At 70.9% G+C, this 18,343-nt stretch carries 13 protein-coding genes; 7 read left to right on the top strand and 6 right to left on the bottom strand.

The window, feature by feature from the left end; all coding sequences use genetic code 11:
* Positions 1 to 18 precede the first annotated feature (18 nt).
* Both ACTWQC_RS21190 and ACTWQC_RS21195 read left to right on the top strand, forming a co-directional pair.
* Complete coding sequence (locus tag ACTWQC_RS21190) at positions 19 to 549, top strand: SRPBCC family protein (protein WP_443317331.1); 531 nt, start codon at positions 19 to 21, stop codon at positions 547 to 549.
* Positions 550 to 612: 63 nt separating this feature from the next.
* Positions 613 to 939 (top strand): hypothetical protein, encoded by a 327-nt coding sequence (locus ACTWQC_RS21195; RefSeq protein WP_443317332.1) that lies wholly within the window; start codon positions 613 to 615, stop codon positions 937 to 939.
* 105 nt (positions 940 to 1,044) lie between these two features.
* Here the strand turns inward: ACTWQC_RS21195 and ACTWQC_RS21200 are convergent, their stop codons facing one another.
* The 6 genes from ACTWQC_RS21200 to ACTWQC_RS21225 form a co-directional block, all read right to left on the bottom strand.
* Complete coding sequence (locus tag ACTWQC_RS21200; RefSeq protein WP_443317333.1) at positions 1,045 to 1,257, bottom strand: EF-hand domain-containing protein; 213 nt, start codon at positions 1,255 to 1,257, stop codon at positions 1,045 to 1,047.
* A gap of 353 nt (positions 1,258 to 1,610) precedes the next feature.
* Complete coding sequence (locus tag ACTWQC_RS21205; protein WP_443317367.1) at positions 1,611 to 2,786, bottom strand: YncE family protein; 1,176 nt, start codon at positions 2,784 to 2,786, stop codon at positions 1,611 to 1,613.
* Positions 2,787 to 2,962: 176 nt separating this feature from the next.
* On the bottom strand, positions 2,963 to 3,538 hold the full coding sequence (locus tag ACTWQC_RS21210) for an ATP-binding protein (RefSeq protein ID WP_443317368.1): 576 nt from the start codon (positions 3,536 to 3,538) through the stop codon (positions 2,963 to 2,965).
* Positions 3,539 to 3,743: 205 nt separating this feature from the next.
* Entirely contained in the window at positions 3,744 to 4,511 is a 768-nt protein-coding gene (locus ACTWQC_RS21215; RefSeq protein ID WP_443317334.1) for an enoyl-CoA hydratase/isomerase family protein, read from the bottom strand.
* Between the two features lie 171 nt (positions 4,512 to 4,682).
* Positions 4,683 to 5,921, bottom strand: coding sequence for a L,D-transpeptidase (locus tag ACTWQC_RS21220; RefSeq protein WP_443317335.1), 1,239 nt, complete (start codon positions 5,919 to 5,921; stop codon positions 4,683 to 4,685).
* Positions 5,922 to 6,142: 221 nt separating this feature from the next.
* A complete protein-coding gene (locus ACTWQC_RS21225) occupies positions 6,143 to 7,354 on the bottom strand; it encodes an Ig-like domain-containing protein (protein ID WP_443317336.1) in 1,212 nt (403 codons plus the stop codon).
* Positions 7,355 to 7,502: 148 nt separating this feature from the next.
* Between ACTWQC_RS21225 and glgX the strand changes: the two genes are divergently transcribed.
* The 5 genes from glgX (at position 7,503) to ACTWQC_RS21250 (ending at position 18,124) form a co-directional block, all read left to right on the top strand.
* Entirely contained in the window at positions 7,503 to 9,824 is a 2,322-nt protein-coding gene (glgX, locus tag ACTWQC_RS21230; RefSeq protein ID WP_443317337.1) for a glycogen debranching protein GlgX, read from the top strand.
* A 108-nt stretch (positions 9,825 to 9,932) separates the two neighbouring features.
* The gene (locus ACTWQC_RS21235; protein ID WP_443317338.1) at positions 9,933 to 12,026 is read left to right on the top strand and encodes an ABC transporter ATP-binding protein; all 2,094 of its coding nucleotides are present in this window, start codon (positions 9,933 to 9,935) and stop codon (positions 12,024 to 12,026) included.
* The gene (locus ACTWQC_RS21240; protein WP_443317339.1) at positions 12,023 to 13,846 is read left to right on the top strand and encodes an ABC transporter ATP-binding protein; all 1,824 of its coding nucleotides are present in this window, start codon (positions 12,023 to 12,025) and stop codon (positions 13,844 to 13,846) included. The genes ACTWQC_RS21235 and ACTWQC_RS21240 overlap by 4 nt, the downstream gene beginning before the upstream one ends.
* A gap of 427 nt (positions 13,847 to 14,273) precedes the next feature.
* Positions 14,274 to 16,268, top strand: a complete 1,995-nt coding sequence (locus ACTWQC_RS21245; RefSeq protein ID WP_443317369.1) for a M4 family metallopeptidase — start codon at positions 14,274 to 14,276, stop codon at positions 16,266 to 16,268.
* 212 nt (positions 16,269 to 16,480) lie between these two features.
* The gene (locus ACTWQC_RS21250; RefSeq protein WP_443317340.1) at positions 16,481 to 18,124 is read left to right on the top strand and encodes a M4 family metallopeptidase; all 1,644 of its coding nucleotides are present in this window, start codon (positions 16,481 to 16,483) and stop codon (positions 18,122 to 18,124) included.
* Positions 18,125 to 18,343: the final 219 nt, after the last annotated feature.

An 18,343-nucleotide genomic window follows, 5' to 3' on the forward strand; every position in this document is an offset into this window, starting at 1 on the left:
GAGACGTACGGAGAGGCCATGAGTGAGACGCAGGTTGTCGTCGAGCGGTGGATCGGGGCCCCGGTCGAGAAGGTGTGGCAGGCGCTGACCGACCTGGAGTCGGCGCCGCACGTCCTCAGCGGCGTGCAGAGTGTCGAGGTGCTCACGCCCGGTCCGTTCGGGGAGGGCACCCGGTGGCGGGAGACCCGCAAGATGCTGGGGCGGACGGCGACGGAGGAGATGTTCGTCACCGAGTGCGAGAAGCCCTCGCACTGCGTCGTCGAGTCGGAGGCGCACGGCGCGCACTACGTCTCCGAGTTCACGCTCGCTCCGCAGACCGACGAGGAGGGCGGCACGACGGTGCGGATGAGCTTCTCGGCCACGCCTCCCGGGGGCTTCGCGGGCGTCATGATGAAGGTGTTCGGCGGCCTCGGCACCAAGGCGGTGGCGAAGTCGATCGAAAAGGACCTCGCCGACGTCGCGGCCCACGTCGAGCGCCCCGCCCCCGGAACCGAGGAAGCCGAACCGGGCCCGGAGGGCCCGCAGGGCCCGGCAGAGCCGAAGGCCTGAGGCCGGGACAGCACGGCCCGAGGCCGGGACCGACTGTCAGTGGGGCCGCCTAGTCTCACGGGTATGAGCCACGCCGATCTGCTGGAACTGCGCACCGCGCTCAGCGCCGCATCGGACATCGCCTGCGGCCTGGAGGCCGGCCCGTCGCGCCGGCAGGCCGACGAGCTGGTCGAGGCCCTCCGGCGGGCGCTCGCCGCCGCCGGCTCGCTCTCGTCCGAGTACGGCGCCACGGGATGCCCCGAGCATCCGCGCGGCGCCGTCGACCCGCTGTACGGGGACCCGGACGACCCGCTGCCGCCGGGCTACGGCAAGTGCCTGTTGTGCAATGACCGCAGACGGCGCGCGAGTACGCGGCACGGGCGGGCGCCCGTGCGCGGTTTCCGGGGCTGAGCAGCACTGAGCAGGCTCAGCCTGCTGCGTGGCCGCCCAGACTCGTCGAAGGAGAGCAGGCCATCGCCGTCGGAGCCGACGCTGTTGATCACGGCGAGCGCGACCTCAGCCCTGCTGCGTGGCCCAGAACTCGTCGAAGGAGAGCAGGCCATCGCCGTCGGAATCAGCGCTGTTGATCACGGCCTGAGCGACGGTCTCGGTGACGAACGGGTCGCCGAGCTGGGCCATCACGCTCTTGTACTCGCTCGCCGAGATCAGTCCGTCCTTGTTGAGGTCGTACCGCTCGAACGCGCGCCGCGCCACCTCGATGTCCGCCACTGGTCCTCCCCTTGGGTGCTGCACTGGTGCTTGCCAAACGGGAACACACTATCGGCTCGGTCCGCTGCGGCCGGAGACGGCTGTCGTCCGCCATGAGTGACGCTCTGTCCGTCCCGTGGTGGACCTCTCGAACCCCGCACCCCCGGTTCACCGATGACCCCCGTGCACGGTGAACCGGGGGCGGGGCCCCAGGAGCTGCCGTCCGCCTCTGCGGCACCGCGTCAGCTCAGCGTGCCTCTTCGGGAACGTCCCTTTCGCACCTGGACGTCTACGACTCTAGGGATGCGCGATCCACCGCTCCACCGAGTTTTTCTCCGGTGCCACGGGTGCCACATACGCCAACTGACGCCGCCTCAGCGGAAGATGCCGGTGTGGCCGAGCGAGTAGCGGCCCGGCTGCGGGTAGACCGCGAGGCCGTGCGGGCCGCCGCCGACCGGGATGCGGGCCAGCTGCTTCCCGGTGCGGGTGTCGATCGCGTAGACCTCGGAGTCGTAGCGCCCCGAGAGCCACAGCACCTTGCCATCGGTCGAGACGCCGCCCATGTCGGGGCTGCCGCCGTCCGGCAGCTTCCACTTCTTCTTCAGTTTGCGGGTGCGGAAGTCGAAGACGGAGATGGTGCCCTCGCCGCGGTTCGAGATGAACATCGACTTCGAGTCGCGGCTGACGTAGAGGCCGTGGGTGCCCCTGCCGGTGGGCATCAGCTTCGGCGTGCTGAACGTGTCGCCGTCGAGGACCCAGACGCCGTGGGCCATCATGTCGGCGACGTACCAGGTCTTCCCGTCCGGCGAGATCTTCACGTCCTGCGGCATGGCGCCGCGGAAGGGCAGCCGCTGCTGGTCGACGACCTCCATCTTCTCGGTGTCGACCTTGAGGAGCTCGGCGGAGAACTCGCAGGAGACGATGAAGTAGCGGCCGTCGGGCGAGAAGTCGGCGTGGTTCACGCCGTAGCAGGAGACGGGGACGGTTTTCTTGACGGCCATGGTGTGCGGGTCGCGGAAGACCAGCTCGCGGTCGAGGGAGGCCATGACGACCGCGTACTTGCCGTTGGGCGTGAAGTAGAGGTTGTACGGGTCGTGGACGTCGACCGGCCTGCCCGCCTTCCCCGTCTTCGGGTTGATGGGGGTGAGCGTGTGGCCGCGGTTGTTGTTGACCCAGAGCGTCTTCAGGTCCCAGGACGGGACCACGTGCTGCGGCTGGATGCCGACCTTGATGGTGTCGATCACCTCGTACGTCTTCGGGTCGATGACCGACACCGTGTCGGAGGTGGTGTTGGGCACGTAGATCCGGGACGGAAAGTCCTTGACCACCGGGGACAGTTGGCCGGGGCGGTTGGCCGCGTAGATGTCCTTGGGGTCGAGCACCGGCGGCATGCCGGGCAGACCCGCCGGTACGGGCCGCGGGGACCTGCTGGGCGGCTGCGAGGCGGCGCCGTGGCTGCGCGAGGCGCGGTCGCGGTCCTCGGAGGAGGAGGGCGCGCAGCCGGAGGCGACGGCGAGGAGGGCAGCGGCGAGGAGGGCAGCGGCGAGCAGGGCGGCGGCAGGACCCCGGCGCGGGAGGCGGGAACCCCCGCCTCCCGGAGGATCTGCGGCAGCCGGTCCATGGTGGTGTACGGCTCTCACGCGGCCATTGAACGGCCCGGGAAGGCGATGAGCCCGCTATTAACCCATTTGGCAGGCGTGACGTGTCGGGTCCGGGGTCGCAGGCATCAGCGGTCCGTGACCCGCATTTCGAACCAGGTCGTCTTGCCGCGCGGGAGCAGGTCGACGCCCCACCGGTCGGAGAGCTTGTCCACCAGGAACAGGCCGCGGCCGCTCGTGTCCAGCTCGTGCACCGGCATCAGACAGGGCAGGCCGCGCGAAGGGTCACGCACCTCGATCCGGATCCAGCCGCGGCGGCGCAGCATCCGCAGCCCGAAGCTGCGGGCCCCGGTGTGCCGTACGGCGTTCCCGACCAGCTCGGAGACGAGGAGAACAGCATGCTCGGCGTACTGCACATTGAGCCCCCAATGGCGCAGAACGACCGACTGAGCGAGACGGCGGGCCGTGGCGGCGGATTCCGGGCGCGAGGGCAGCTGCACCTCCTCGACCGTCGGATTGCCGAACAGGTCGAGAGCCTTGAGAGCGTGCTCGTCCTCAACGGACGGCACCCACCGCGCCGCGGTCGCGCCGGTGCGGCGCTGCGGCTGATCCATCTCTCCGAGGCCCGCCATGCCCCCATCATGACCGCCCTGCGCGGCCTCTCGTGCGGGAACCGTGCAATTGCAGATGTCGGAATATCCGATTCCGCCCCCGCTCCCGAGATATGCCCGAGGCGGCCTGCAACCGCTCCCAACCCGCCCGACCTGCGATGACGTTCCGCAGCCGCACGATCGCCGAGCGTCCCGCAAGGGTAAGGCTCAAGGGTGATTCAGAGTCGGCACAATTCGCCCGCACGAGGCCGGGCGGGGGTCCGCCCGGCCTCTCAACTCGGCTGTGTTCAGCGGAACTTCAGCGGAACTTGGCCTTGCCCGGGCCCTCTTCGACGAAGCTGCGCATGCCGGTCTCCCGGTCCTCGGTCGCGAACAGGCCCGCGAACCAGTTCCGTTCGATGGTGAGCCCTGTGTCGATGTCCGTCTCGAGGCCGGCGTCGATGGACTCCTTCGCGGCCCGGAGCGCGATGGCGGGGCCCTGCGCGAGCCTGGCGGCCCACGCGCGCGCCTCCTCGTACACCTCGTCCGCGGGCACGACCCGGTCCACCAGGCCGATGGCGAGAGCTTCCTCCGCCTTCACCTGCCGCCCGGTGAAGATCAGGTCCTTGGCCTTGGAGGGGCCGACGAGGCGGGACAGGCGCTGGGTGCCACCCGCACCCGGGATCAGGCCGAGCAGGATCTCCGGCTGGCCCAGCTTGGCGTTGTCGGCGGCAATGCGGATGTCGGCGCACAGCGCCAGCTCGCAGCCGCCGCCCAGGGCGTAGCCGGTGACGGCGGCGACGACGGGCTTGGGGATACGGGCGACGGCGGTGAAGGAGTCCTGAAGGGCGCGGGACCTGGCCACCATGGCGGCGTGGTCCATGGCCTGCATCTCCTTGATGTCCGCGCCCGCCGCGAACACCTTCTCGCCGCCCCACAGGATCACGGCCCGCACGTCGTCCCGGCGCCCCGCCTCCTCGGCGAGCTCGCGAAGCCGGTCCTGGGTGGCGATGTCCAGGGCGTTCATCGGCGGGCGGTCGAGACGAATGGTGCCGACGCCCTCGGAGACCTCGAGTTGCACAGTCATGAGGGGAAGGTTAGCCCTCGTTAACCGACGAGGCGATGGGGCTGCTCGTGCCGACGCCCTCGGAGACCTCGAATCGCACAGTCATGAGGGAAAGGTCAGCCCTCGTTAACGAGAAGAGGCCCGGTGCCATTGCTCACAGCACCGGGCCCCTTTTCGGGAATTCGGGCCGCCTTACTGCGGCGCCTTCCACTCGTCCCAGTCCATGTTCCAGCCGTTGAGCCCGTTGTCCGGCTGGATCTGCTTGTCCTTGGAGTTCTTCACGATCACGACGTCGCCGAGGAGCGAGTTGTCGTAGAACCAGGCGGCCGGAGTGCTCTTGTCCCCGGCTCCCCGGACGTCGAACAGGCCCACGCAGCCGTGGCTGACGTTGGCATTGCCGAACGTCGGCCTCCCGGCCCAGTAGTTGCCGTGGATGAACGTCCCCGAGGTGCTCAGTCGCATCGCGTGCGGCACGTCCTTGATGTCGTACTCGCCGCCGAAGCCCACGGTGTCCCCGTTCATCCGGGTCACCTTGTACTTCTCGCTGATCACCATCTGGCCGTTGTACGTGGTGTTCTCCGGGGCGCCCGCCGTTATCGGGATCGTCTTGATGACCTTGCCGTCCCGCTCGACGGTCATCTTCTTCGTCTTGGCGTCGACGGTGCTCACCTGGCTGCGCCCGATGGTGAACGTCACGTCCTTCGCCTGCTTGCCGTAGACGCCGGGCCTGCCCTCGACTCCGTCGAGGTTGAGGCTCAGGGTCACTTCGGTGCCCTTCGCCCAGTACTTTTCGGGCCGGAAGTCCAGGCGGTCGTTGCCGAACCAGTGGCCCTCGATCGGTACGGACGGCTCGGCCTTGACCTTGATGGCCTTCTCGACGGCCTCCGGGTCCGTGATCCCCCTGCTGAACCTGATGGACACCGGCATGCCCACGCCGACCTTCTGGCCGTTCTCCGGAGTGAAGTAGCCGATGAAGGTGTTCTCCGGTACGAACGTGGTGAAGGTCGCGTGCTTGGCGGACTCGCGGCCCTCGGAGTCCTTGGCCACGGCGTCCACCGTGTACTTGGTGCCCGAGCCGAGGTGCGCGGCCGGCTCCCACAGGGCTCCGCCGTCCGTGATCTTCCCCGCGACCTTGTTGCCCTTGGAGTCCTTGACCTCGACGGAGGTCAGCTTGCCCTTCTCCGCCGTGACCTTGAGGGCGCCGGTGGTCACCACGTCGTCGGCGCCGTCCTCCGGAGAGATCTTGACGATGGCCTGCGACGCCTTGGTGTCGACGCCGCCGCCCTTGCCGCCCTCGCCACCGGAGGACTCGTCCCCGCCACATGCGGTGACCACCAGCAGCAGGGCCCCCGTCATCATGGCGAGCAGGGCCTTGCCCCCCTGCCGACTCCGCCGTCCCACCGGCGCCCCCGATATCGGCTGCACGTTCACAGTTGTACTCCCCTCGCACGGGTCGCCTGCACGGCCCCGCCTGCACATCCCCCGGCGCGCGCCGGTCCAGCGCACACGCCGATAGATAACCACACGACCTCCACAGAGAGATCCCCGGGAATGTCACGGATCAGTCCCAAGTAGCAGGGAAAAGGCGGCTCCGAGGAGGCCAGGGGCCGACCGCGGTCAACCGCGCCGGCAGGCCGGGACGCGAGCCGGGGTCAGCGCAGGGCCGAGCCCGCCCGCCACTGATCCCAGGACAGGTTCCAGCCGCCCAGCCCGTTGTACGGCGCGACCGTGCGATCGGCGCTGTGCACCACCTCCACGACGTCCCCCACGATGGAGCTGTCGTAGAACCAGCGCGCCGGAGTGAGCGCCCTCCCGCCCTGCACATCGTGCAGCCCGATGCAGCCGTGGCTGACGTTGGCCGCCCCGAACGTCCCTCGCGGTGTCCAGTAGTTGCCGTGCAGGAACGTCCCGGACGTGGTCAGCCGCATCGCGTGCGGCACGTCGGGGATGTCGTACTCGCCGCCGAAGCCGACCGTCGCCCCGTCCATCCTGGTCACGTCGTGCCGCGCCATCACCACCATCTTCCCGCTGTAGGTGGGGGTGTGGGGCGCGCCCGCGGTGATCGGCAGGGTCGCGAGTTCCCTGCCGTCCCTGCGCACGGTCATGGTGTACGCGGCGGCGTCGACCGTGCTCACCTGGCTGCGGCCGATGGTGAAGCGCACCGTCTTGTGCTGGATCCCGTACGCGCCCGGGGCCGCCTTCACGCCGCGCAGCCGGAGCCGTACCGAAACCTCGGTGCCGGCCCTCCAGTACGTACGCGGCCGGAAGTCGAGCCGCCGGTTCCCGAACCAGTGCCCGGCGACCTTCACCGGCGGGCGGGCGGTGATCCGGATGCCGCGTTCGACGGCGGCGCGGTCGGCGATGGGGCGGTCGAAGTCGAACGACACGATCATGCCGGTGCCGACGACCGAGCCGTGCTCGGGGCGGAAGAAGCTCATGAAGCGGTGCTCGGGCACGAAGGTGGTGAACGACGTGTGGCGCGCGATACGGCGGCCGTGTCCGTCGACGGCGACCGCGTCCACGCTGTACTTGCCGGCCAGTTCGAGCCCCGCGTCGCCGGAGGGGCGCCAGCGCAGCCCGTTCAGGCTGATCCGCCCGGCCAGCGGCCGCCCGCGGACGCCCCCGACCCGTACGACCCTGACCCGCTCGAGCCGCCCGTCGGTCACGGACACCTCGACGGGAGCCCAGGACCGTACGCCTTTCGCGCCGTTGGCCGGCGTGACCCTGATCGCCTGCTCGGGCGGCAGCGGCGGCCCCGGCAGTCCGATCCCCGACACCCTGCAACCCGCGGCCGCCGCCACCAGAGCCACCACGAGGGCGTACCCCGCCCGTGCGCGCCGCGCGCGCCTCACATCCAGCCTCACGCGGAACCCAACGATCTCCCCCCTCCGGTGGAAACGTGAGGGCAGGGCCCCGAGCGGGCAGGAATGCTGCGAGGACCAGAGGCCGGGGCCCGCGGAGGGACGCCGCGGGCCACCGCTCGATCAGCCGCGAGCTGCGGGAGGCTGCCACGTGTCGAGCGCACCCGAGCAGGAGCACCTGCCGGAGCAGGCCACCGCCGCCGGAGAGCCGAACGGCCACCGCACGGACGCGCCCGTGCCCGCACCGGCGGCGGCGAGCGCAGCCGGGCGGCCGGTCCGGCCCGCCCGGCCGGGAAGTCCGCAGCCGCTCGGGGCGCGGTTCCGGGTCGGGGCCGACGGGGTGGCGGGGACGAACTTCGCGCTGTGGGCGGGCGGGGCCGAAGCCGTGGAGGTCTGTCTTTTCGACGAGGACGGCACCGAGACCCGCTGCCCGCTGGGCGAGCTGACACACGAGATCTGGCACGGCTTCGTGCCCGGCGTGCTCCCCGGGCAGCGGTACGGCTTCCGGGTGCACGGCCGCTGGGACCCGTGGACCGGCGCCCGCTGGAACCCGGCCAAGCTGCTGCTCGACCCGTACGCGCGGGCGGTGGACGGCGACTTCGGCTTCCCCATCGAGGTAGACGGGCACGTGCGGGACAGCCTCCCCGCAGAGGTGTACGGGCACGTGCGGGACTGGCCCCAGCAGCACGTCGCCGACACCGTCCGCGACGACCGCGACTCCGCGCCGTACGTCCCCAAGGGCGTGGTCGTGCACGACGACGCCGCCGACCACGACGAGTGGGCCGACGACCGCCGCCCGAAGACGCCGTGGGCCGACTCGGTCATCTACGAGCTGCACGTGCGCGGCTTCACGATGCGTCACCCCGGCATCCCCGAGCGGCTGCGCGGCACGTACGCAGGGCTCGCGCACCCGGCCGCGCTCGAGCACCTCACCCGGCTCGGGGTGACGGCGGTCGAACTGCTGCCGGTGCACCAGTTCGCGCACGAGGACCACCTGCTGCGCCGCGGCCTGAAGAACTACTGGGGCTACAACTCGATCGGCTACTTCGCGCCGCACGCCGCGTACTCCGCCTCCGGCACGCGCGGCCAGCAGGTCGGCGAGTTCCGGCGGATGGTGCGGGCACTGCACGACGCGGGGATCGAGGTCATCCTGGACGTGGTCTACAACCACACGGCGGAGGCGGGCGAACTGGGCCCGACGCTGTCGCTGCGCGGCATCGACAACCGCGGCTACTACCGGCTCCAGGCCGACCCCCGCCGCTACGCCGACTACACCGGCTGCGGCAACACCCTCCACGTCGTGCAGCCCAACGTCCTGCGGCTGATCACCGATTCACTCCGCTACTGGGTGACCGAGATGGGCGTCGACGGCTTCCGCTTCGACCTGGCCGCGGCCCTCGCCCGCTCCATGCACGACGTGGACATGCTCTCGCCCTTTCTCGCCGTCATCGCCCAGGACCCGGTGCTGCGCCGGGTGAAGCTGATCGCCGAGCCGTGGGACGTCGGCTCGGGCGGTTACCAGGTGGGGGCCTTCCCACCTCTGTGGACGGAGTGGAACGACCGCTACCGGGACGCCGTACGGGACTTCTGGCGCGGCGCGCTCCCGGACGTACGGGACCTGGGCTACCGGCTGTCCGGCTCCAGCGACCTGTACGCGTGGGGCGGCCGCCGCCCGTACGCCTCCGTCAACTTCGTCACCGCCCACGACGGCTTCACGCTGCGCGACCTCGTCTCGTACGAGCAGAAGCACAACGAGGCCAACGGCGAGGGCAACCGCGACGGCACGAACGACAACCGGTCCTGGAACTGCGGCGCGGAGGGCGAGACGGACGACCCGCGCATCAACGCCCTGCGCCGCCGGCAGCTGCGGAACCTGCTCACCACGCTGCTGCTGTCGACCGGCGTGCCGATGCTCGTCGCGGGCGACGAGATGGGCCGCACGCAGGGCGGCAACAACAACGCGTACTGCCAGGACAACGAGACGGGGTGGGTGGACTGGTCGCTGCTGGAGGACCCGGGATGGCGGGCCCTCACCGAGCTGGTCTCCCGGCTGATCGCGCTGCGCCACGCGCACCCGGTGCTGCGCCGCCGCGCCTTCTTCTCGGGGCGGCCGCAGGGGCCGGACGGGCTGCGGGACCTGGCGTGGTTCACGGCGGAGGGGCGGGAGATGACCGAGCAGGACTGGTACGCGCCGACGGCCACGCTCGGGATGTACCTCTCGGGCCGAGACATCCCGCAGCGCGACGAGCGGGGCGAGCCGGTCACGGACGACAGCTTCCTGGCGGTGCTCCACGCGGACCCCGAGCCGGGCAGCTTCACGCTGCCGGGGCCGCCGTGGGCGGCGGAGTACGAGCTGCTGGTGGACACCGCCCGCGAGGACCAGTCCGGGCCGCCCGGCACTCGGCACGCCGCGGGATCGGCCTGTCGGGTGCCGGCGAGGTCTGTGCTCCTCTTCCGCATAGCGCAGGAGTGATCGTGATCGTGGCCGCCAGGAGTGATGGTGACGGATCGTCACGGCACGCCCCGGCCCGGTAAGAAATCGGATGAGCACTGTCAGTGGTGAACCGTAGTCTCACAGCTGATGCCTGATACGTGCCGAGAGCCCGCGCCGTCCGAACCGTCCACGTCCCCGTCCTCTCCTCACCGCTCCACCGTGCGTTCGCTGCTGCGCCTGTGGCCGTACGTGCGGCCGGTGCGGGTGCGGCTGTTCAGCGCGGCCTTCGTCGCCGTCGTCGCCTCCTGCGTCGGTCTGGTCATCCCTCTCGTGCTGAAGTGGATGGTGGACGGTCCCGTCGCCGAGCGGGATCCGGGCGGGGTATGGCTGGGCGGCGCGTATCTGCTGCTGCTCGGGGTCGCGGAGGCGGGTCTGTTCGGGCTGCGGCGCTGGCTGGTGGCGCGGCCGCTGGCCGGGGTCGAGGCGGCGATGCGCGCGGATCTCTACCGGCATCTGCAGCGGCTCCCGGTCTCCTTCCACGACCGCTGGCCGTCGGGCCAGCTGCTCTCCCGGGCCACCACGGATCTGCAGCTGCTGCGCATGTTCCTGGCCTTCCCGATGACGTTTCTGCTCGTCAACGCGACCACGATCCTGGTGGGCTTCGCGATCCTGCTCGGGCAGGAGTGGCGGCTCGGGCTCGTCCTGCTCGGGCCCGTGGTGCCGCTGCTGATCCTTTGCTCCTGGTTCGAGGCGCGCTACTCGGTCGCCGCGCGCACCGCCCAGGACCAGATCGGCGATCTGACGACGGTCGTCGAGGAGGGCGTCCTCGGCGTCCGCATCATCAAGGGCTTCGGCCGCCACCGCAGCCAGGCGCGAGCGTTCAGGTCGCTGTCGCGGCGGGTGCGCGGGACGGAGCTGCGCAAGGCCCGGCTGCTGGCCGTGATCTGGGCGCTCATCCTGGTGCTTCCGGAGATCGCGATCGGCGCGGCGCTGGTGCTGGGCACGGTGCGGGTTGCCGACGGCGGTCTCTCCGCCGGGACGCTGGTGGCCTTTCTGTCCACGGCACTCGCGCTGCGCTGGCCGGTGGAGTCGATCGGCTTCCTGCTGGCGATGAGCCAGGAGTCCGCGACGGCCACGGAACGCTACTTCGAGGTCATGGACGCCCCCGAACAAACGGACCAGCCCGCGCCGGTCACGGAACGCCCCTTCGAGATCATGGACGCCGCCGAACAACGGGACCAGCCCACGCCGCGTACCACCGAACCAAGAGACCAGCCCCCGCCGCGTACCACCGAACCAAGAGACCAGCCCCCGCCGGGTGCCCCCGCATCAACGGACCCACCCGCGCCGGGCGCCGCCGAGCGCGGGGCCCGCACGGAGGGCGGTTTACGGTTCGAAGAGGTCGAGTTCCGGTATCCGGACGCGCCCCCCGGCGCCCCGCCCACCCTCCACGGAGTGGATCTGCACGTCCGCCCCGGCGAGACCATGGCCCTCGTCGGCGCCACCGGCTCCGGCAAGACGACGCTCACCGCGCTCGTACCCCGCCTCCACGAGACGACCCGCGGCCGCATCACGCTCGACGGCGAGGACATCGCCGCGATGCCGCGGGCCCGGCTGCGCGAACTCGTCGCCGTCGCCTTCGAGGAGCCGACGCTGTTCTCCGCGACCGCCGCGGAGAACGTCCTGATGGGGGCGGACGGCGTCGGCGAGTCCGGCCTGCGGCGGGCACTGGAGGTCAGCCAGGCGGAGTTCGTCCACGACCTTCCGCAGGGCGCGCGTACGCAGGTGGGCGAGCAGGGCCTGAGCCTGTCGGGCGGCCAGCGGCAGCGGCTCGCGCTGGCCCGCGCGGTGGTCGGCCGCCCGCGGTTCCTCGTACTCGACGACCCGCTGTCCGCGCTCGATGTGCATACGGAGGCGCTGGTGGAGGCCGCCCTGCGGCAGGTGCTCGCGACGACCACCGCACTCGTCGTCGCACATCGCCCGTCCACGGTCCTGCTCGCCGACCGCGTGGCGCTGCTCTCGGGCGGCCGCATCACCGCGGTCGGCACCCACCCCGAACTGCTGCGCAGCAGCCCGGAGTACCGCCTCCTCATGTCGGGCGCGCCCGGCGGCCACGCGCCCGACGGCCACACACCGGACGGCCAAACGCCCCACGACCACACGCCCCACGGCCACACGCCCCACGGCCACGCCGGTCCCGTGCCCGGCACGCCCGCCGTCGACGGAGGTTCCCCGCGATGACGACTGCAGTCTCCGGACAGCCCAGCCCCGACGCCGCCTTCGACCAGGACGTGCTGCCCGGCCCCAAGGGCGCGTCCCGCGCGCTGCTGTTGTCCCTGCTGCGGCCGTGCCGCGGGCGGGTCTGGGTCGCGGCCGTCGTTCTGCTGCTGCAGCAGGCCGCCATGCAGGCGGGCCCCCTGCTGGTCGCGGTCGCGATCGACCGGGCCGTCCCCGCCGTCCGCGCGAACGACCACGGCCCGCTGATCGCCGTCGGCGCCGCGTACCTGCTCTGCTCGCTCGCCTCCGGCGCGCTCCAGTACGCCTTCATCCGCGCCTCCGCCCGCGTCAGTCAGGACGTGCTGCTCGACCTCCGCGGCCGGATCTTCCGGCACGCCCAGGCCCTGAGCGTGGACTTCCACGAGCGCTACACCTCGGGCCGCCTGATCTCCCGCGCCACCACCGACGTCGAGTCGCTGCGCGAGCTGCTCAACGAGGGCCTGGAGGAGCTGCTCGGGGTCGCGCTCTCGGTCGTCTACATCTCCGCCCTGCTCCTCTATCTCGACTGGGGCCTGGGCGCGGCGGCCGTGCTGTCCTTCTGGCCGCTGCACCTCCTCGTACGGTCCTTCCAGCGGCGGTCGATGGTCGTCTACCGGAAGCGGTCCACGGCGATCGCGGCCGTGATCGTGAAGTTCGCGGAGACGATGAACGGCATCCGCCCGGTGCAGGCCTTCCGGCGCGAGCGGGCCAACGACGCGGAGTTCCGGGGGCTCAATCACCGGCACGAGCGGGTGAACGGCGACGCGATCCTGGAGATGGCGCGTTACGTGATCTCGTCCCGGCTCGTCGCGAATTTCGCCGTCGCGGCCATCGTGCTCTGGGGCGCGTACCGGGTGGCGGCCGGCGGCCTCGCCCTCGGCGTGCTCGCCGCCTCCGTGCTCTACCTGCGGCGGCTCTACGACCCGATCGACCGGCTGGGGATGTTCCTCAACTCCTACCAGTCGGCGGCCGCGTCCCTCGAGAAGATCGCGGGCCTGCTCGCCCAGCGCCCCTCCGTGCCGGAGCCCGCCGAGCCGAAGCCGCTGCCCGGGCGGGACCGGGACCACCCCGGCCGGGAGGTCGTCTTCGAGGGCGTGCGTTTCGCGTACCGTACGGGCGGCGAGGTGCTACCCCGCTTCGACCTCACCCTCCCCGCCGGGCAGACGACCGCCGTGGTCGGCTCGACGGGCGCGGGCAAGTCCACGCTCGCGAAGCTGCTGGCCCGCTTCTACGACCCGACCGCGGGCCGCGTCCTGCTCGACGGGGTGGATCTGCGCGACCTGGAGGCGCCGGAGCTGCGCCGCGGGGTCGTCATGGTCACGCAGGAGGCGTTCCTCTTCTCCGGCACGGTGGCCGAGAACATCGCGATCGGCCGCCCCGACGCGACCCGCGGTGAGATCGAGCGGGCGGCGAAGGCGATCGGGGCGCACGACTTCATCGCCGCGCTGCCGGACGGCTACGACACGGATGTGCGCAAGCGGGGCGGCCGGATCTCCGCGGGCCAGCGCCAGTTGGTGGCCTTCGCGCGGGCGCTGCTCGCCGATCCGGGCGTGCTGATCCTGGACGAGGCGACGTCGTCGCTGGACATCCCCGGTGAGCGGGCCGTGCAGCGGGCGATGCACACGGTGCTGCGCGGCCGTACGGCCGTGGTCATCGCGCACCGGCTGTCGACGGTCGAGATCGCGGACCGGGTGCTGGTGATGTCCGGCGGCCGGATCACCGAGGACGGCACGCCTGCCGAACTCATCCAGGGCCAGGGCGCCTTCGCGTCCCTGCATCAGGCGTGGCGCGACAGCCTCGTCTAACCCGGCACCAACGTGGCGGGACAGCCTCGTATGACGCCCGGTAACGCCCGGCGCAGGGACGTGCGCAGCAGCCCGTTCGCATAGCGGGCAGGGATCATGGGCCAACGGACGTTTTCCGGCCAACTTGCCGCTGCGCTCCTGACACCGGCACATGCGCAGTGGCACTCTTCCCTCGACGCCGCTGTGCACCCCCCACAGGTACCCAAGTGCCACGGCTCGCTCGCGCCCGCACGGCCGCACGTCTCCCCCCACAGGTTCCGCCTGCTCTTCCAGGTTCCACCTGTTCTGCGAACTGCCGTGTTCTGCCCGGCGGCACAACCCTTGCCGTCGGTATCCCTGGGCCGACGCCTGACCAAGCGCGGCCGCAGCAGAAGGAGTCCGCGTGAGACGCACCCCCCGCAAACCCCGTAACTCCGGCAGACGTGCCATGGCCGGCGGCGCGGTGATCGCCGCCGCCGCGCTGCTCGCCACCGGCGTCCAGACCGGCACCGCCACCGCCCGCCCGGACGACCAGGACCGTGCGGCCCGGGCATTCGCGAAGCCCGATCCCGGCGCCCTGCCCGTCAAGCTCTCCCCCGCCCAGCGCGCCGACCTGATACGCGAGGCGGGCGCCACCAGGTCCGCCACCGCCGAGTCCCTCGGCCTCGGCGCGAAGGAGAAGCTGGTCGTCCGCGATGTCGTCAGGAACGCCGACGGCACGACCCACACCCGCTATGAGCGCACCTACGACGGCCTGCCCGTCCTCGGCGGCGACCTGATCGTTCACCGGACGAAGGCGGGCAGGACCGAGGGCGTCACCAAGGCCGTCACGTCCCGGATCGCCGTCCCCAGCACGGCCGCTGAGGTAACCGCGGGCGCCGCCGAGGCCAGGGCGCTCAAGGCCGCGAAAGCTCAGGGCTCGAAGCGGACCGACGCCGACCGGGCGCCCCGCAAGGTGATCTGGGCGGCCGAGGGAAGGCCCGTACTCGCCTGGGAGACCGTCGTCGGCGGCCTGCAGCACGACGGCACGCCGAACGAGCTGCACGTCATCACCGACGCGCGGACCGGCGGGACGCTCCACGCGTACCAAGCGGTGCAGAACGGCACCGGCAACAGCCAGTACAGCGGCACGGTCACCATCGGCACCTCGCAGTCCGGCGGCCAGTACCAGCTGAACGACACCACGCGCGGCAGCCACAAGACGTACAACCTCAACCGCGGCACCTCGGGCACCGGCACCCTGTTCACCGACGCCGACGACACCTGGGGCAACGGCCAGCCGGGCGAACCCCAGACCGCGGGCGTCGACGCCCACTACGGCGCCCAGCTGACCTGGGACTACTACAAACTGGTGCACGGGCGGAACGGCATACGGGGCGACGGCGTCGCCGCGTACTCCCGCGTCCACTACGGCAACAACTACGTCAACGCCTTCTGGTCGGACTCCTGCTTCTGCATGACCTACGGCGACGGCTCGGGCAACGCCAAGCCGCTCACCTCCATCGACGTGGCCGCCCACGAGATGACCCACGGCGTCACCGCGGCGACCGCGAAGCTGGTCTACAGCGGCGAGTCCGGCGGCCTCAACGAGGCGACCTCCGACATCTTCGCCGCCGCGGTGGAGTTCTACGCGAACAACTCCAAGGACCTGGGCGACTACTTCGTCGGCGAGAAGATCGACATCAACGGCGACGGCACCCCGCTCCGCTACATGGACAAGCCCAGCAAGGACGGCGTCTCCAAGGACTCCTGGTACTCCGGCATCGGGAACATCGACGTCCACTACTCCTCGGGCGTCGCCAACCACTTCTTCTACCTGCTCTCCGAGGGCAGCGGCCAGAAGGTCGTCAACGGCGTCTCCTACGACTCCCCGACCTACGACAACCTCCCGGTCACCGGCATCGGCCGGGCCAACGCCGAGAAGGTGTGGTTCAAGGCGCTGACCGAGCGCATGAGCTCCAACACCGACTACGCGGGCGCCCGTACGGCCACGCTCCAGGCCGCGGCCGACCTCTTCGGGCAAGGCAGCACCTCGTACAAGGAGGTGGCGGCCGCCTGGGCCGCGGTGAACGTGGGTTCCCGGCCCGACGACGGCGGTGGCAGCGTCTTCGAGAACACCGCCGACGTGGCCATCCCGGACGCCGGTGCCGCGGTCACCTCACCGAACACCGTGAGCCGGGCGGGCAACGCGCCGAGCACCCTCAAGGTGGACGTGGACATCGTCCACACCTACCGCGGTGACCTGGTGATCGACCTGGTCGCCCCGGACGGCACCGCCTACCGGCTGAAGAACTCCAGCTCCTCGGACTCCGCGGACGACGTCAAGGCGACGTACACGGTCAATGCCTCGTCCGAGGCGGCGAGCGGCACCTGGAAGCTCAGGGTCCAGGACGTCTACAGCATCGACACCGGCTACATCAACAGCTGGAAGCTGACGTTCTGATCTGACGTCAGCCGCACGTACATGGCGGCGTCCGGGACGACGTGGCCCGGGCGCCGCTCTCGTTCGCATTCCGAACAGGGATCTCTGTCTAACGAACCAAATCCGGCCAACCTCGCGCACGCATCCTGACATGTTCGCGGCGTCGATGGCAGGCTTCGCAGACAGCGCATCCGCGCGACCTCCTAACCCCCCACAGTTTTGTAGGAGTTCGAGTGAGTTCTGCAACCCCCCACATAGCCGGCGCATCCAAGGTGGCCGTCACCAGCGCCGTACTCGCCGCGGCGGCCCTGCTCGCCGCCGGCTTCACAGGCGGCTCGGCCGACGCGGCCCCCACCGCCGCCGCCCGGGGCGCACAGCCCTCCGTCCTCTCCGCCTCGCAGCGCGCCGAGCTGCTGCGCGAGGCGGGCGCCGCCTCGGCCGCCACGGCCAAGTCCCTCGGCCTCGGCGCCAAGGAGAAGCTGGTCGTCCGCGATGTCGTCAAGGACGCCGACGGCACGACCCACACCCGCTACGAGCGCACCTACGACGGCCTGCCCGTCCTCGGCGGCGACCTGATCGTCCACAAGACGAAGGCGGGCACGTCCAAGGGCGTCACCAAGGCGACGACGGCGAAGGTCCAGGTCGCCTCGACCCGCGCCGAGGTCGCTCCGGCCGCCGCCGAGAAGAGCGCGGTCAAGGCCGCGAAGACGACGGAGGGCGGCAAGGCGGCCGCGGGCGCCGAGCCCCGCAAGGTGATCTGGGCCGCCGACGGCAAGCCCGTCCTCGCCTGGGAGACCGTCACCGGCGGCTTCCAGAAGGACGGCACCCCTAGCAAGCTGCACGTCATCACCGACGCCAGAACCGGCAAGAAGCTGTACGAGTACCAGGCCGTGCACAACGGCTCGGGCGAGAGCCAGTACAGCGGCAAGGTCGAGCTGGGCACCTCCAAGTCCGGCTCGGAGTTCACCCTCACCGACGCCGACCGCGGCGGCCACACCACCAGCGACCTCGGGCACGGCGAGGAGGGCGAGGGCAAGCTGTTCACCGACGCCGACGACGCGTGGGGCAACGGCAAGCCGGACGAGCCGCAGACCGCAGGCGTCGACGCCCACTACGGCGCGGCCCTGACCTGGGACTACTACAAGAGCGTGCACGGCCGCAGCGGCATCAAGGGCGACGGCAAGGGCGCCTCGACCCGCGTCCACTACGGCGACTCCTACGTCAACGCCTTCTGGGACGACAGCTGCTTCTGCATGACGTACGGCGACGGGGAGGGTAACGCCAAGCCGCTGACCTCCATTGACGTCGCCGCGCACGAGATGACCCACGGCGTCACCTCCGCCACCGCCGGCCTGGAGTACAGCGGCGAGTCCGGCGGCCTCAACGAGGCGACCTCCGACATCTTCGCCGCGGCCGTCGAGTTCAACGCCAACAACCCGCAGGACGTGGGCGACTACCTCGTCGGCGAGAAGATCGACATCAACGGCGACGGCACCCCGCTCCGCTACATGGACAAGCCCAGCAAGGACGGCTCGTCCAAGGACGACTGGTACGACGGCGTGGGCAACGAGGACGTGCACCACTCCTCCGGCGTGGCCAACCACTTCTTCTACCTGCTGTCCGAGGGCAGCGGCCAGAAGGAGATCAACGGCGTCCAGTACGACTCGCCGACCGCCGACGGCTCCAAGGTCGAGGGCATCGGCCGCGACAAGGCCGAGAAGATCTGGTTCAAGGCCCTCACCACCTACATGACCTCGAACACCGACTACCACGCGGCACGCGAGGCCACGGTCAAGGCCGCGACCGACCTCTACGGCGCGGACAGCGCCGAATCCAAGGGCGTAGAAAGCGCCTGGGCCGGCGTCAACGTCAAGTAGCCCGCCACACGCAGCCAGCAAGACCCAGGCGCCCGATGACCCAGACGTCGAAAGCGCCTGGGCCGGCGTCAACGTCAAGTAGCCCGCCACACGCAGCCAGCAAGACCCAGGCGCCCGATGACCCAGACGTCGAAAGCGCCTGGGCCGGCGTCAACGTCAAGTAGCCCGCCGCACGCGGCCTGCCAGGCGGCGGCAAGACCGCCCGGCGGCAAGACCGGG

Source organism: Streptomyces sp. 8N616 (genome assembly GCF_052246385.1).
In the GTDB taxonomy this organism is placed as follows: domain Bacteria; phylum Actinomycetota; class Actinomycetes; order Streptomycetales; family Streptomycetaceae; genus Streptomyces.

Bases quoted from the DNA above. Each gene is read 5' to 3' on its own strand.
- ACTWQC_RS21190 (WP_443317331.1), top strand. From the start codon at position 19: ATGAGTGAGACGCAGGTTGTCGTCGAGCGGTGGATCGGGGCCCCGGTC.
- ACTWQC_RS21195 (WP_443317332.1), top strand. From the start codon at position 613: ATGAGCCACGCCGATCTGCTGGAACTGCGCACCGCGCTCAGCGCCGCA.
- ACTWQC_RS21215 (WP_443317334.1), bottom strand. From the start codon at position 4,511: ATGACTGTGCAACTCGAGGTCTCCGAGGGCGTCGGCACCATTCGTCTC.
- ACTWQC_RS21235 (WP_443317338.1), top strand. From the start codon at position 9,933: ATGCCTGATACGTGCCGAGAGCCCGCGCCGTCCGAACCGTCCACGTCC.
- ACTWQC_RS21240 (WP_443317339.1), top strand. From the start codon at position 12,023: ATGACGACTGCAGTCTCCGGACAGCCCAGCCCCGACGCCGCCTTCGAC.
- ACTWQC_RS21245 (WP_443317369.1), top strand. From the start codon at position 14,274: ATGGCCGGCGGCGCGGTGATCGCCGCCGCCGCGCTGCTCGCCACCGGC.